Source organism: Streptomyces sp. NPDC048623 (genome assembly GCF_040650755.1).
In the GTDB taxonomy this organism is placed as follows: domain Bacteria; phylum Actinomycetota; class Actinomycetes; order Streptomycetales; family Streptomycetaceae; genus Streptomyces.
On sequence record NZ_JBEZHV010000005.1, the window covers coordinates 328,337 to 342,295 of the forward strand.

General features: G+C 72.0%; 16 protein-coding genes and 2 tRNA genes. 4 read left to right on the forward strand and 14 right to left on the reverse strand.

Annotated elements, in window-relative coordinates; all coding sequences use genetic code 11:
- Positions 1-41: 41 nt before the first annotated feature.
- The 5 genes from AB0C73_RS10435 to AB0C73_RS10455 form a co-directional block, all read right to left on the reverse strand.
- Positions 42-1,418, reverse strand: coding sequence for a class E sortase (locus AB0C73_RS10435; protein WP_362527094.1), 1,377 nt, complete (start codon positions 1,416-1,418; stop codon positions 42-44).
- Positions 1,415-2,053 carry an aminodeoxychorismate/anthranilate synthase component II gene (locus AB0C73_RS10440; protein ID WP_362527097.1) on the reverse strand — a complete coding sequence of 213 codons (639 nt, stop codon included), beginning with the start codon at positions 2,051-2,053 and terminating at the stop codon, positions 1,415-1,417. Before AB0C73_RS10440 ends, AB0C73_RS10435 begins: the two co-directional genes overlap by 4 nt.
- Complete coding sequence (locus AB0C73_RS10445) at positions 2,050-2,211, reverse strand: hypothetical protein (protein ID WP_362527100.1); 162 nt, start codon at positions 2,209-2,211, stop codon at positions 2,050-2,052. The genes AB0C73_RS10440 and AB0C73_RS10445 overlap by 4 nt, the downstream gene beginning before the upstream one ends.
- Positions 2,212-2,275: 64 nt before the next feature.
- Positions 2,276-2,998, reverse strand: coding sequence for a class E sortase (locus AB0C73_RS10450; RefSeq protein WP_362527264.1), 723 nt, complete (start codon positions 2,996-2,998; stop codon positions 2,276-2,278).
- 46 nt (positions 2,999-3,044) lie between these two features.
- The gene (locus AB0C73_RS10455; protein WP_362527103.1) at positions 3,045-3,812 is read right to left on the reverse strand and encodes a DUF881 domain-containing protein; all 768 of its coding nucleotides are present in this window, start codon (positions 3,810-3,812) and stop codon (positions 3,045-3,047) included.
- A gap of 171 nt (positions 3,813-3,983) precedes the next feature.
- On the opposite strand from AB0C73_RS10455, the gene crgA reads away from it, so the two are divergent.
- Positions 3,984-4,241 (forward strand): cell division protein CrgA, encoded by a 258-nt coding sequence (gene crgA, locus AB0C73_RS10460; protein ID WP_362527105.1) that lies wholly within the window; start codon positions 3,984-3,986, stop codon positions 4,239-4,241.
- 303 nt (positions 4,242-4,544) lie between these two features.
- Here crgA and AB0C73_RS10465 read toward each other — a convergent pair whose 3' ends face one another.
- The gene (locus AB0C73_RS10465) at positions 4,545-5,390 is read right to left on the reverse strand and encodes a rhomboid family intramembrane serine protease (protein WP_362527266.1); all 846 of its coding nucleotides are present in this window, start codon (positions 5,388-5,390) and stop codon (positions 4,545-4,547) included.
- 169 nt (positions 5,391-5,559) lie between these two features.
- Positions 5,560-6,087, reverse strand: coding sequence for a peptidylprolyl isomerase (locus AB0C73_RS10470; protein ID WP_362527108.1), 528 nt, complete (start codon positions 6,085-6,087; stop codon positions 5,560-5,562).
- A 168-nt stretch (positions 6,088-6,255) separates the two neighbouring features.
- Here AB0C73_RS10470 and AB0C73_RS10475 point away from each other — a divergent pair, with 168 nt between their 5' ends.
- Positions 6,256-6,924, forward strand: coding sequence for a DUF5324 family protein (locus AB0C73_RS10475; RefSeq protein WP_362527111.1), 669 nt, complete (start codon positions 6,256-6,258; stop codon positions 6,922-6,924).
- Positions 6,925-7,077: 153 nt separating this feature from the next.
- Here AB0C73_RS10475 and AB0C73_RS10480 read toward each other — a convergent pair whose 3' ends face one another.
- The 3 genes from AB0C73_RS10480 to AB0C73_RS10490 form a co-directional block, all read right to left on the reverse strand.
- A complete protein-coding gene (locus AB0C73_RS10480) occupies positions 7,078-7,467 on the reverse strand; it encodes a DUF6344 domain-containing protein (RefSeq protein WP_362527113.1) in 390 nt (129 codons plus the stop codon).
- Positions 7,468-7,706: 239 nt separating this feature from the next.
- Positions 7,707-9,035 carry an MFS transporter gene (locus AB0C73_RS10485; RefSeq protein WP_362527116.1) on the reverse strand — a complete coding sequence of 443 codons (1,329 nt, stop codon included), beginning with the start codon at positions 9,033-9,035 and terminating at the stop codon, positions 7,707-7,709.
- A gap of 144 nt (positions 9,036-9,179) precedes the next feature.
- Positions 9,180-9,252: transfer RNA gene (locus AB0C73_RS10490), tRNA-Ala, on the reverse strand.
- A gap of 132 nt (positions 9,253-9,384) precedes the next feature.
- On the opposite strand from AB0C73_RS10490, the gene AB0C73_RS10495 reads away from it, so the two are divergent.
- Both AB0C73_RS10495 and AB0C73_RS10500 read left to right on the forward strand, forming a co-directional pair.
- Positions 9,385-9,933 carry a DNA-binding protein gene (locus AB0C73_RS10495; protein ID WP_362527119.1) on the forward strand — a complete coding sequence of 183 codons (549 nt, stop codon included), beginning with the start codon at positions 9,385-9,387 and terminating at the stop codon, positions 9,931-9,933.
- A gap of 52 nt (positions 9,934-9,985) precedes the next feature.
- Entirely contained in the window at positions 9,986-11,320 is a 1,335-nt protein-coding gene (locus AB0C73_RS10500; RefSeq protein WP_362527122.1) for a serine/threonine-protein kinase, read from the forward strand.
- Positions 11,321-11,327: 7 nt separating this feature from the next.
- On the opposite strand, the gene AB0C73_RS10505 is transcribed toward AB0C73_RS10500, so the two are convergent.
- The 4 genes from AB0C73_RS10505 to AB0C73_RS10520 all read right to left on the reverse strand — a co-directional run bounded on the left by AB0C73_RS10505 (position 11,328) and on the right by AB0C73_RS10520 (position 13,917).
- Positions 11,328-12,659 (reverse strand): hypothetical protein, encoded by a 1,332-nt coding sequence (locus tag AB0C73_RS10505; RefSeq protein WP_362527125.1) that lies wholly within the window; start codon positions 12,657-12,659, stop codon positions 11,328-11,330.
- A 187-nt stretch (positions 12,660-12,846) separates the two neighbouring features.
- Positions 12,847-12,981 (reverse strand): DLW-39 family protein, encoded by a 135-nt coding sequence (locus tag AB0C73_RS10510; RefSeq protein WP_003958712.1) that lies wholly within the window; start codon positions 12,979-12,981, stop codon positions 12,847-12,849.
- 145 nt (positions 12,982-13,126) lie between these two features.
- A tRNA-Ile gene (locus tag AB0C73_RS10515) sits at positions 13,127-13,200 on the reverse strand.
- A 99-nt stretch (positions 13,201-13,299) separates the two neighbouring features.
- Positions 13,300-13,917: a DUF3566 domain-containing protein gene (locus AB0C73_RS10520; protein WP_362527128.1), complete on the reverse strand. Its 618-nt coding sequence runs from the start codon at positions 13,915-13,917 to the stop codon at positions 13,300-13,302.
- Between the last annotated feature and the right edge of the window lie 42 nt (positions 13,918-13,959).

A 13,959-nucleotide genomic window follows, 5' to 3' on the forward strand; every position in this document is an offset into this window, starting at 1 on the left:
GTTCCGAAGATTCCGAAGATGGTGGTGTCGATGGTGGGGGCTCAGCCTACGAGCGCTTCCGGCTTTCCCTTGTCGCGCGGGCGTTCCTCGACGAGCTTCCCCCACACGATCATGCGGTACGTGCTGGTGAACTCGGGCGTGCAGGTGGTCAGCGTGATGTAGCGGCCGGGGCCCTTGAAGCCGGAGCCCTGCGGCACCGGTTCGATGACCGAGACGTTGGACGGCGAGGTCTGCGGGAGGATGCTCGCCATCTCGTACGTGTAGTAGGCGTCCCGGGTCTCCACGACGATCGGGTCGCCGGGCTTCAGCTGGTTGATGTAGCGGAACGGCTCTCCGTGGGTGTTGCGGTGGCCGGCGACGGCGAAGTTGCCCTGCTTGTCGGCCGGCATGGCGGTCTTCAGCTCACCCTCGCCGTAGTGGCCGACCATGCCCTTGTCGAGGACCTTGGTCTTGCTGATGCCCTCGGCGATGGGGACGACGACGTCCAGCTTGGGGATGTACATGATGGCGAAGCCCTTGCCGGGCTCGAACGCTCCGGGCGCCGTCCTGTCGTCCTGGTTGAAGGAGTTCTCGATGTCCTGCTTGGCCCGGTCGGTCTCCTGGCCGGCGCGGACGTTGGTCCACCACAGCTGGTAGGTGACGAAGAGCAGCATCACCACGCCGAAGGTGATGAAGAGTTCGCCGACGACCCGGCTGAGGACGACACCGAGGCTGTCCTTGGCGGCGCGGGCGGCCCGGCGGGCCTCGACCCGGGACAGCGGACGGCCGGGTTCCGCGGTGGTGGCGGCGGTCGGCTCCGGCTCAGCGGCGGCAGCGCCGCCCCGCCCCTTGCGCCGGGCGGCCCGGCGGCGCTCGGCCCGCCCGGGGCCGGGGAGGGGCTCGGGAGCGGGCCGGAGAGCGCCCGGCTCCTCGACGGTCCGCAGCGCCATCGTCCCGTCATCCTCCGGAAGTTCGGGCTCCGGCTCGTACCCGGGCTCCGGTACGTCGACGGCGACCGGGTCACCGGCCACCGGCGCCTCGTACCCGGCGGGCTCGTAGGCGGGCGTGGCGGCGTACGAGCCGTCCCCGTAGCCGCTGCCGTGCCCGGCGCCGTAGGCGCCCTCGTACGCCCCCTGGTCCGCGCGGTACGGCTCCTGGGGCATCCGCTGCTCGTGGGGCGCCTGAGGCGCGCCCTGGGCGCCGTACGCGGCCCCGTAGGCCTCCGGGCCCGGTATCGGCTCGTGACGCTCGTAGACGGCCGTCTGCGGCTCGTACGGCTGCCGCGGTGCCTGCTGCGGTGCCTGCGGCGGCGGTACGGCTCCGGGGGCGGCGCCTCCGGGCGCGGGTACCGGCCCGCCGGGTACCGCTCCCTGACCGGTCCCGGGCTCCGGTTCCTCCGACAGGTTCGTCGCCCGGAACCACGGCGACCCGGCGGTCACGCGACGGCCTTGCCCACCACCGGCGCGAGTCCTTCCGACCGCGCGACCGCGCCCGTGTCGCCGCACTGCTCCAGCCAGTTGGCGAGCATCAGGTGCCCGTGTTCGGTGAGCACCGACTCGGGGTGGAACTGCACGCCCTCGACGGGCAGTTCACGGTGCCGCAGCCCCATGATGATGCCGTCCTCGGTGCGCGCGGTGACCTCGAGCTCGTCCGGCAGGGCGGCGGGCTCGGCGGCCAGCGAGTGGTAGCGGGTCGCGGTGAACGGCGAGGGCAGTCCGGCGAAGACGCCCTTGCCCTCGTGGCGTACGAGGGAGGTCTTGCCGTGCAGCAGCTCGGGCGCCCGGTCGACGACCCCGCCGTACGCCACGGCCATCGACTGCATGCCGAGGCAGACGCCGAAGACCGGCACGCCGGTCGCGGCGCAGTGGCGCACCATGTCGATGCACACGCCCGCCTGCTCGGGCGCGCCGGGGCCCGGCGAGAGCAGCACGCCGTCGAAGCCGTCCTGGGCGTGGGAGAGCTCCACCTCGTCGTTGCGGAGCACCTCGCACTCGGCGCCGAGCTGGTACAGGTACTGCACGAGGTTGAAGACGAAGCTGTCGTAGTTGTCGACGACGAGAATTCGCGCGCTCACTGGCCGTCCACCGTCACATCGTTGAACGGAAGCAGCGGCTCCGCCCAGGGGAACACGTACTGGAAGAGGACGTAGACGACCGCGAGCACCAGCACGACCGAGATCAGCGCCTTCACCCAGGCGTTGCCCGGCAGATGCCGCCAGACCCATCCGTACATGACGTCCGCCGCCCCTTCCGTTCGTTACGGGGACCAGAGTACGGGTCGGCGGCGCGGTCGGGGGTCAACCGCCCAAAGCCTGTGGACGGCTGTCCAAAGCCTGTGGACGACCGGCCGAGACCGGCCGGGTGGCGTCCAGGTGCGCCCAGACGATCAGCCGGTGGCTGCTGCCCCACTCGGGGTCGCAGGTGGTGAGGGTGAGATAGCGGCCCGGCCCGGTGAAGCCCGCGGCGCCCTTCCTCAGGGGCCGGGGGACGGGGTCGACGACGCCGGTGTCGGTGGGCACGGTGCGGTACGGCTCGCGGTCGATCCGGTACGTGTACCAGGTCGTCCCGTCGGTGAGGACGACCGCGTCGCCGGGGCGCAGCCGGGGGAAGTCCTTGAACGGATCTCCGTACGTGCGCCGGTGGCCGGCCACGGAGAAGTTGCCGGTCGCGCCGAGCCGGGCGGTGCCGGCGTAGTGCCCGAGGCCCTTCTTGAGGATCCCCGTCCCGGTGCCCTCCAGGACCGGCCACTCCCAGTCCGCGCCGAGCCGGGGCACGTACATGACGGCGATGCCCTCGCCGGCGGTGTACGGGCGGGGGGCGGGCGTCGCGCCCGGCGCGCCAGGCGCGACGTCCGGCTCGACCGGGCGGTCCGCCCACGCCTGCTGAAGGGTGTCGACCTGGCCCGCCGTGGCGCCGTCCGCCTGGATTCCGGTCCAGTACAGGACGTACACCACGAAGAGCACGATCAGGGTGCCGGCGGTGATGCACAGCTCGCTGAGGGTCCGTACGAGCAGTCGCACCGTCGTCACCGCACCCGGCTCCCCCCCGGTCAGCTCACCGGCCCGGTCAGCTCACCGGCTTCGCGTAGTGGAGGTCCACTGTGCCGGAGTAGCCGGGAAGAGTCACCGCCTTGTGCTCGTCGACCTTCCAGCCGAGGCCGTAGGCCTTCACGTACAGCTGGTAGTTCTGGAGCGCCGGGGAGTCGGCGAGGGCCTTCTCGAGGCGGTCGCGGTCACCGACGGCGGTGATCTTGTAGGGCGGGGAGTAGACGCGGCCCTGGAGGATCAGGGTGTTGCCGACGCAGCGGACGGCGCTGGTGGAGATCAGCCGCTGGTCCATGACCTTGATGCCCTCGGCGCCGCCCGCCCACAGCGCGTTGACGACGGCCTGGAGGTCCTGCTGGTGGATGACCAGGTCGTTGGCCTGCGGCTCGGGGTAGCCGGGGGCGGCCTGGGCGTTCGGCGGGGCGTCGTCGAGGGTGACGGTGAGGCCGGTGCCCGAGACCCCGGTGGTGCCGGCGGCGGCCTCCAGGGCGCGCAGGCGCTCGTCCTGGGCCTTGGTGGAGCCGTCGTCGCGGGCGGCGAGGGCGTCGACCCGGCTGCGCAGGGCGGCGGCGGACTCGTCGAGTCCCGCGTTCTTGTGGCTGCGCTCCTCGATCAGGTCGGAGAGCCTGAGGAGGGAGGCGTCGGTGCGCAGATTGGTGCCCTTGGCGGTGATGAAGCTGGTCACGAAGATCAGCCCGGCGAGGGCGAAAACGGCAGCGGTGAGCACCCGGACCGGCCGCCACCTGAGGCTTCGGCCCGGCCCAGCGGGAGTCTCGGCGGAATTGCTCAACGTACCCTGATCCCCTTCGGTGCCGCGGAACCACTACGCTAACGGACGCCCGGCGGCGGCAGCGGTCCGCTGTGACACATCCGTGGTCACGGTCAGGTCCGCTCCGTACGGTCCCGGCACCCGCCCCAGTTCACTGCGCGGTCACGCAGCGCATCGACAGGAGAGTTCCTCGTGCCGAAGTCACGGATCCGCAAGAAGGCCGACTACACGCCGCCGCCCGCCTCGAAGCAGACGGCGTCGATCAAGCTGACCAACCGCAGCTGGGTGGCACCGGTGATGCTGGCGCTGTTCGCGATCGGTCTGGTGTGGATCGTCGTCTTCTACGTCACCGACGGCACGCTGCCGCTCAAGTCCATCAGCAACTGGAACATCGTCGTCGGCTTCGGTTTCATCGCCGCCGGCTTCGGTGTCTCCACGCAGTGGAAGTAGCCGCGGAAACAGCGCCGGACAGAGCGCCGGGCCGAGCACCGGAAGCTCTGCCCTGAGTTATCCACAGTGTTGTGCACAGCACTGGATAACTTACGAAGATCTGTGGATAACTCACACGGTGTTGACGCCGGTACGACCGCGAGAACGCCTGTACGGGAGCACTTCGCCCCCTGCCTCTGCCACGTAAGACCAGGTCAGAGCCAGGGGGCGCCGTCATGCCCGGAGGGGTGTGAGAAAGTCGCCACACACTGTGGATAACTCTGGGGAAAGCTTTTCGCGGAGCTCGTCCACAGCCCTCCCCGCTCAGGTGAGCGCGGCGGTCCGGCCCAGGATGATCAGCAGATCGATCAGCAGCAGCGCCCCGAAGGCCCCGTACTGCACCAGGGCCCGGCGGGCCCGCGGCGCGTGCACGAAGGCGTACGTCAACAGCGCGCCCCCGATCAGCCCGCCGACGTGCGCCTGCCAGGAGACCCCGGGCCGGGCGAAGGTGAAGACCAGCGAGATCGCCACGAAGAGCAGCACCGGCCGCATGTCGTAGTGGTGCCGCCGGGCGAGCACCACCCACGCGCCGATCAGGCCGAAGACGATGCCGGAGGCGCCCAGCGCGCCCTGGTTCTCCGGGGCGAAGAGATAGACGAGCGCGGAACCCGAGAGTCCGGAGACCAGACACAGCGCCGCGTAGCGGATACGGCCGAGCTCCGGCTCGACGATCCCGCCGATCACCCACAGACCCAGCATGTTGAAGACGAAGTGCGCCGCCTCCTGGTGCAGGAAGGTCGAGGTGATCAGCCGGTACCACTCGCCGTCCGCGACCCCGACGACCTCGCCGAGCAGCGGGTTGTAGGCGTGCCCGATCATGTCCAGCTCGTCCACGAGCCGGGTGCCGGCCGCCTGCACCGCGATGAAGAGCCCCAGGTTGACCAGGATCAGGATCTTGGTGACGAACCGGCCGTCCGCCGTCACCCGGCCGCCCGCGACCGTCCGCGGCGTGTTGGCGTCCGGCGCGTGGCCGGTGCCGGAGCCGTTGCGGACGCAGTCGGGGCACTGGAAGCCGACGGAGGCGGACACCATGCACTGCGGGCAGATCGGCTTCTCGCAGCGGGTGCAGCGGATGCCGGTCTCGACGTCCGGGTGTCGGTAGCAGTGCATCAGGGTCCTCCGAGGACGGACGGGTCTGCGGGCGGCGAGCTCGGTCAGCACGTCGCCCCGCCCTCCATACGGACGGGCGGGGCGAAAAGGTTCCTGGGACGGGCCCGGGGGGCCGGTCAGCCCGGGCCGGTCAGCCGGACCGGTCAGCAGGACCGGTCAGCAGGACCGGTCAGCGGCTCTCGATCACGACGGTCTCGATCACGACGTCCTCGACCGGGCGCTCGGTGCGCGGGTTGGTCTCGACGGCGGCGATCGCGTCCACGACCTTCTTGCTCGCCGCGCCGGCGACCTCGCCGAAGATCGTGTGCTTGCGGTTGAGCCAGGTCGTCGCGCCGACCGTGATGAAGAACTGCGAGCCGTTGGTGCCGGGGCCGGCGTTGGCCATCGCCAGCAGGTACGGACGGTCGAAGAAGAGCTCCGGGTGGAACTCGTCGGCGAACTCGTAGCCGGGGCCGCCCATGCCGTTGCCGAGCGGGTCGCCGCCCTGGATCATGAAGCCCTTGATCACCCGGTGGAAGACCGTGCCGTCGTAGAGCGGGGCCGTCGAGACCGCACCGGTCGCCGGGTGGGTCCACTCGCGCTCGCCGCGGGCCAGCTCGGTGAAGTTCCGCACCGTCTTCGGGGCGTGGAACGGCAGCAGCCGGATCTCGATGTCGCCCATGCTGGTTCTCAGGGTCGCGTACAGCTGCTCGGCCACGTTCTGCCTTCCTCCGCCACTCCGGGCACTACAGGTTCGTGCGCATCCTCGCACGGCCGCATGCCCCGGATGCCCGCCCCGCATGCCGGAGCGCGGCACGGCGGGCATGATGCCGAAAAGGATGGAAAGGTGAAAAACCGACATCGCCACCCGAGGAGGAGGAATCCCGTGACCCGCATGGAGAGCGTGCGCGCCGCGACAGGTTCGGCGAAGGAGAGCGTGCTGCACGCCGCGGAAGTGGTGGCGCCGTACGCCGAAACGGCCCGGGACCAGGCCGCGCACTACGCGGTGGAGACGCGCGACTGGCTCGCGCCGAAGGTCTCCAAGGCCGCGTCGCAGGCCCGTGTCCAGGCCCGTACGCAGTACGACTCGCTCGTCGCACCGCACGTGCCGCCGCGGGTCGACGAGGCCGCGCAGCGCGCTGCGGCCGTGACCCGCAAGGCCGCCCGTCAGGCGGCCGACTACACCGTTCCGCGTGTCGAGCACGCGGTCGCCGCGACCGGTCCCGTCCTGGAGGAGGCCGGGTCGCGTTCGACTGCCGCCTGGGCCGCGCTGCGCGGTCAGGTGACGCCGAGGGACATCGAGAAGATCATGAGGAAGCACGAGCGTCGCGCCAGGTGCGGACGTCTCGCCAAGGGCCTTGTGGTCCTCGGGCTTCTGGTCGGCGGCGCGGTCGTCGCCTGGAAGTGGTGGGACAAGCAGGCCAACCCCGACTGGCTGGTCGAGCCGCCCGCTCCCACCGAGGTGGACGAGGAGACCGGGACGTCGCCTGACGACGAGGTGGCGGCCGAGAAGGCCGGGGAGAAGGCCGCGGGTCAGGACGAGGACCGTCGCTGATCGCCGGCCGGTACGGGCGAGAGGCGGAGCTGGTACGAGCAGGAGCCGGTACGGGCGAGAGCAGGTGCCGGTACGGGCAGGAGCCGGTGCCGGTACGGGCGGGAACTGCGGCCGGTACGGGCGAAGGGGCGCGGCGGAGGTTCCCGCCGCGCCCTACGCGGCACGGGCGGCGAGCGCCAGGCCGGAGAGGCCGGCCGAGCCGAGCCCCTGGGCGTCGGCCGCGTCGCCGCCGTCCACCGGCAGGTGCCGGACGGCGGGGGAGGAACCGTGCGCCTCGGCGCCGATGCGCTGCTTGATGGTGGGCGGCAGGGCGCGGCCCTGCGCGAGGTGCCAGTGGGGTGCCGTTCGCTGGGCGGGCAGCGGGACGGCGGCGCGCTCCGCGCGGGCCTCGGCGCCGCCGGCGAGGGCGGGCTCGTCGCCCTGGGCGAGGGCGGGCTGCGCGGTGGCGGCGCCGGCGGGCGTCGCGAGACCGAGGGAGGCGAGCAGGGCGAAGAGGACGGAGACGAAGGCGGTCCAGAACTGCTTGACCTTGGCGGTGGCCATGACCCCTCACTTTCGTGATGTCGAGTCCCGAGGGCCGAGGGTTCCGCGCGGTTCGCGAGCCTCGCGGAGATTTCGGCTGTTCTCGGATGGTTCATTTCGGATTGCGCGCTTTTCGTACATTGCTCATGATGGGGACGCGACTCCGGGATGTCCGGAGGCACGCAGCCGCCGCGCAGTTCTTCCGATGAACACCACTCGTACGGGTCAGTGAGGCGTACGGAGTCGGTGAGGCGTACGGATCAGGCTGCCGCCCTCGACCGCTCCGCCCAGCGCACCGCGGGGCCCGTGGCCAGGCCCGCCGCCAGGAAGACCGCGCCCAGGAGCAGCCAGCCGGCCGCGCCCCCGCCGATGAGCAGGGTGGTGACGAGCAGCGGCCCGAGGGTCCTCGCGACCGGCACGCCCGTCCCGTAGAAGCCCTGGTACTGGCCGATCCGGTCGGCCGGGGCGAGCGCGAAGCCGATCTCCCAGGAGCCCGCGGAGTGGCGCATCTCGGCGATCACCTGGAGCACCGCGCCGAGGACCAGGACCGCGACCGTGAGCCAGGTGCCGAAGGAGGCGGCGGTCACCGCGAACACCGCGCACGAGCCGAACATCACGACGCTGGAGCGGCGCACCGCCCGGCTCGCCCCGGACAGCCCGGTCACCGAGCGCGCGGCCCGCACCTGGAAGAGCATCACCGCGCCGGTGTTGAGGATCCAGAGCGCCGAGACCGTCCAGCCGGGCGCGGTGGTCCGCTCCACGATCCACAGCGGGAGCGCCAGGCTGAGCAGCGGGAGCCGGAGCAGCAGCAGTGCGTTGAGCAGGGTGAGGAGCGCGTACGGGCGGTCCCGCAGGACGACGAGGCGCGGCTCGCCGGTGCCGCCGGCCGGGCTGCCCGGCACCGCGGGGAGGCCGTGGAGGACGAGGGCGCAGAAGAGGAAGCCGAGCGCGTCGAGTCCGAAGACCGCGAGATAGGCGGTGCGGGTGCCGGAGGCGATGGCGAGTCCGCCGAGCGCGGCGCCGATGGCGAGCCCGGCGTTGAGCGTGGCCTGGAGCCGGGCCAGCATGCCGACCCGGGCGTCCGCCTCGACGAGCCCGGCGAGCAGGGCCTGCCGGGCGGCGGCGAGACCGCTCTGCGCCGTGGCGTACAGGACGGCGGCGAGCAGGAAGGGCACGAAGGAGCGGATGAAGAGGAAGGCGGCGACCGCCACCGCGGTCGCCACGGCGAGGAGTACGGCGCTGCCGCGCGGCCCGCGCCGGTCGGCGAGATGCCCGAGCGGCACCCCGGCGAGCGAGCCGATGCCCCAGGCGACGGCGAGCCCGGCACCGATCTGCGCGGCGGAGAGCCCGACGATCAGGGAGAAGTAGAGCGCCGAGGCCGTGTAGAAGGCGCCGTCGCCGACCGAGTTGCCGAACTGGGCGACAAGCAGCCTCCGCCGCACCCGCGCCCCGGCGTGCGCCGCCTCCCGCGCGCTCCCCTCGTGCCCCGTGTGCCCGGCCGGCTCCCCGCGCCCCGCCCGGCCCGTGCGCCCCTCGCGCCCCGGATTCCCCGTGCTCTCCGTGCTCTCCGTGCTCCGCGTCGTCGTCATACCCCTGAACCTAGGGGTCAGTGGCCCAGAGCTCCCGGTCCATTTCGGGCCTGCCGCGGTGGGCCACTTCAAGGGTCGGCGACGACCGGGCACGACAAAGCCCCTCTGCCTGCGTTTCCGCAGGTCAGAGGGGCTTACTTCCGGTGGAGCCTAGGGGAGTCGAACCCCTGACATCTGCCATGCAAAGACAGCGCTCTACCAACTGAGCTAAGGCCCCGGAGCGAGACCAGAGTACCGGGTGACCCCCCGTATCCCGCAAAAGGATTGGGACTCCCCGTGGACGACCACTCTCCGTAAGATGCTGACCGGGGTTCGCAGTGGTGAACCCAAGGGATGGGGAGAAGTAGTAATGGATACAGCGCAGCAGGAAGCCACGGCCAGAGCCCGGGAGCTTCAGCGCAGTTGGTACGGGGAGCCGTTGGGGGCGCTCTTCCGTCGGCTGATCGACGATCTCGGACTGAACCAGGCCAGGCTGGCGGCCGTGCTCGGGCTCTCGGCGCCCATGCTCTCCCAGCTGATGAGCGGTCAGCGGGCCAAGATCGGCAATCCCGCCGTCGTCCAGCGTGTCCAGGCCCTCCAGGAGCTCGCCGGCCAGGTCGCCGACGGCAGCGTCAGCGCCGCCGAGGCCACCGACCGGATGGACGAGATCAAGAAGTCCCAGGGCGGCTCGGTCCTCACCGCCAACAGCCAGACCACCTCCAGCAGCGGCGCGCCCACCGTGCGCCGGGTGGTGCGCGAGATCCAGTCCCTGCTGCGCTCCGTGGCCGCGGCCGGCGACATCATCGAGGCCGCCGACTCGCTCGCGCCGGTCCACCCCGAGCTGGCAGAGTTCCTCCGGGTGTACGGCGCCGGGCGCACCGCCGACGCGGTCGCCCACTACGAGGCGCATCAGAACTGAGCCCGGCCGGTACGGGCCGGGAGACGGTACGACGGGGAGCGGGCGCAGCGCGATGGGTGAGGTCTTCGCTGGTCGGTACGAGCTGATCGATCCGATCGGCCGCGGCGGGATCGGCGCGGTCTGGCGTGCCTGGGACCACCGGCGCCGCCGCTATGTGGCGGCCAAGGTGCTCCAGCAGAGCGACGCCCACGCGCTGCTCCGCTTCGTGCGCGAGCAGGCGCTGCGCATCGACCACCCGCATGTCCTCGCCCCGGCCAGCTGGGCCGCGGACGACGACAAGGTCCTCTTCACGATGGACCTGGTGGCGGGCGGCTCCCTGGCGCATGTGATCGGGGACTACGGCGCGCTGCCGCCCCGCTTCGTGTGCGCCCTGCTCGACCAGCTGCTCTCCGGTCTGGCCGCGGTGCACGCGGAGGGGGTCGTGCACCGCGACATCAAGCCGGCGAACATCCTGATGGAGGTCACCGGCACCGGGCGGCCGCATCTGCGGCTGTCCGACTTCGGCATCTCGATGCGCAAGGGCGAGCCCCGCCTCACCGAGACCAACTACGTGGTGGGGACGCCCGGTTATTTCGCGCCCGAGCAACTGATGGGCGCCGAGCCCGACTTCACGGCCGACCTGTTCGCGGTCGGCCTGGTCGCGCTCTATCTGCTCCAGGGCCGCAAGCCCGACTCGCACGCGCTCGTGGACCACTTCCGGGCCCACGGCACGCCGGGCGCCCCGCAGGGCATCCCCGAGCCGCTGTGGCAGGTCCTGGCCGGGCTGCTGCAGCCCGACCCGCAGGCCCGCTTCAAGACGGCCACGGGGGCGCGCAAGGCGCTCACGGCGGCCGTCGAGCTGCTGCCGGAGCCCGCGGCCGGTGAGGAGCCGGTCGAGGTCTTCGACCAGATCGGCCCGCTGCCGGCCGGCTTCGGCCCGGAGGGCCCGGAGGCCGCGGCCCCGGCCGCCCCGGCGCCCGTACCCGTACCCGTACCCGTACCCGTACCCGTACAGCAGCCTGTACCCGCGCCCGTACAGCAGCCCGCACCCACGCCCGTACCGCCGCAGGACGCGGCACCGCCCCTGCCGGGGCCGTCCGAGACGGGCAGCTTCCCTCTGCCGCCCCCGCCGCGCCAGGCACCGGCGCCGGCTCCCGCCGTGATACCGACCCCGACCCAGCAGGTCGTCGCGGCCCCCGCGCAGGCTCCGGCCGCCTTCGCGCAGGCGCCCACGGCCGCCGTGCCGTACGACGGGCCGGCGGCGCGGCCCGCGCCCCACCCGTACACCGCTCAGAGCCCGGTGGCCCCCGTACGGCAGCCCGGGCCGCCCGCCAAGGTCGCGGTGCCGGTCCTGATCGCCGCGCTGCTGTGCTTCGCCGTGGGGATCTGGGCGCTGATCCAGGCCTGATCCGGGTTCAGCGCGTACGGCGGGCGAGGAGCCACCAGGCGCCCAGGCCGAGCAGCAGCACGCCGCCCGCGCCGATGCCGGCCACGCCGACGATCCGCAGGGTGCCGCTGCGCTCCTCCGCCTCCGGGCCGCTCTGCCCGCTGGCGGCGGCGTCCCGGTCGTCCTCGGTCACCGAGAAGACGCCGGCGCCGCCCACGTACGCGGGGGCGGGCGCGGCCTGGCCGGTGACGTTCACCTTCAGGGTCAGCGGCAGCGCCTTGTCCCCGTAGGCCGTGGCCATCTCCGGGCTGAGCGTCGCCGACAGGTAGTACCAGCCGGCGAAGCGCATGCCGCTGGTGGAGTCGCTGGAGTCGAAGCGGTTCTCGTAGGCGACCGGCCGGTGCGGGTCGAGCGACATCGTCGCCGGATCGCCGGAGTACGTCATGGTGTCCTGGTCCACGTGCCCGCGCGCCGGGTTCTCCAGGGAGAGCATCAGCGCGTTGCCGACGTAGGCGTCGCCGGCCGGGCTGCTGCCGAGCTCGGCGGTGGTGAAGAGCTGCTGGCCCCAGTCGACCGGCACCCGGTAGTAGACCGTCTGGCCCGGCCTGATGTCGGTGCGCCACTCGCCCTGCGTCAGCGAGACCGCGTCGTGGAGGCCGGCGCCGCCGTCGCGCCGCCGCGGGCCGCCGGCGGGCGGCTGGGGCGTGCCCGAGGCCCAGGTGGACGGCAGGGCGGTCGGACCGGCCTTGGCGACGGCCGGCTCGGTCAGATAGCGGATCTCCAGCTCCCAGTCGCCGCCGTCCGAGCCCTCCTTGGACTCGCGCTCGACCAGGGCGTAGTACGTGCCCGCCTGCCGGCAGCTCGTCGAGTCCGGCTCGATGGTGCGGTCGGCGTACGCGACGACGGGGCGGGAGTGGTCGCCGAAGGAGAAGGACGTGCTCTGGTAGCCGCACTGGCTGTTGGAGCCGTCCAGCATCGTCACCTTGATGCCGTCGCCGTAGCCGGCCTTGGCACCCTTCGCGGGGACGGCGACGACGGAGACGTACGCGTTCTGTTTGTCGTCGAGGTCGACGCGGTAGTAGAGCTTGCCGTCCTTCTTGATGGTGTCGCGGTAGGTCCGCCCGGCCGTCAGCCGCTCCGCGTCCAGGTTGGACACGGCGCCCTTCACCCGCTGCGCGCCGCCGTCGAAGCCGTAGCCGCCGCCGTCCCCGGCCGCCCACGCCCCGCCCGGCAGGGCGAGGCCCGCGCACAGTGCCGCGGCCAGCGCCCCGGCCGCCCGCCCGGCCGCCCGCCCGGCCGCCCGCCCGTAAAGCGTCGCGGCCGTGCGGCGCCCGCGCCCGGTTCCCCGTTGCCTCTTCACGCGCTTCCGCTTCCCCTCGTCGTGTCCGTGCCGGCCCATCCTGCCCGCCCGTACCGCCGACACCCTACAAATTCGCGAGAGCAAGCATTTCGTTCGCTTTTGTTCGCTCCGGCGAACCATCGGCGAACAGAGTGAGGCCCCGGCCGCTCGAAGCGGCCGGGGCCTCACTCATGGACGATCTTTCGTCTCACACACCCGAACCTGCGGGCACGGAGTCGGTCGCCTCCGTCCACAGATCCTGCTCGGCGCGATCCGCCTGGATCTGGCGGTACACGAGGAGCCCGCCGATGGCGGCCAGTGCGACCAGGAGAAGCTTCTTCACCGCGCGACCTCGTCTTTCGTTGACGTAGGAGACTTCTGACGCCCACTCTACACACCGGTCGATACCGATCGGTGACCTAGGCCGCCCCCGTGCCACGCAAAACAATCGGCCCGGACGGGTGAACCGTCCGGGCCGATCTTCACTGTGGGGCTAACAGGATTTGAACCTGTGGCCTCATCCTTATCAGGGATGCGCTCTAACCAACTGAGCTATAGCCCCGCCGTTGCTTCGCGGTGTGTGTCCCGCTCGCTGACTCCTGAAGATTAGCGCACGTGGGGGCCAGTCCCAAAATCGGTTCGTGACCGACCCCCGCGCAGGTCACTCGTCCTCGGCGAGCGTGAGCTCGACACCGCCCACGAAACCGGCGGAGAGGTTGTAGATGAACGCGCCCAGCGTGGCGAGCGCGGTCATCAGGACCACGTCGATCACCGCGATCACCGAGGTGAACATCAGCACGCGCGGCAGCGACAGGAAGGACTGCAGATCGAAGCCGTTCGACTCGTTGGAGCCGGTCGCCTCGCTGATCGTGCCACCCACGGTCGAGAAGACGCCCATGGCGTCCATGACCATCCACAGCACCGCCGCGGCCACCACGGTGCAGATGCCCAGTGCGATGGAGAGCAGGAAGCTCACCTTCATCACCGACCACGGGTCCGCCTTGGCGACCCGCAGGCGCGCCTTGCGGGTGCGCGGCGTGGTGCGCGCGCCCGTCCGGGCCTTGCGCTGGGCCGCCGCGTTCTGGCCGGCCAGCGTGCCGCCCGCCCCGCCCATGGTGCCGCCGCCGCCCTGTCCGGGCTGGCCGCCCGGCGCGCCCTGCGGCGTGCCGTAGGCCTGCGGCGGGTGGTACGGGCCGCTCTGCTGCGCCCCCGTCCGCTCGCCGGGCAGTGGCCCGTTGTACGTCTCGTACGAGGGCCGCTGCCCCCGAGTGTCCGTCACCGTAATCCCCCTACCTTCGGCGGGAGTGCCCCCACCCTGGGA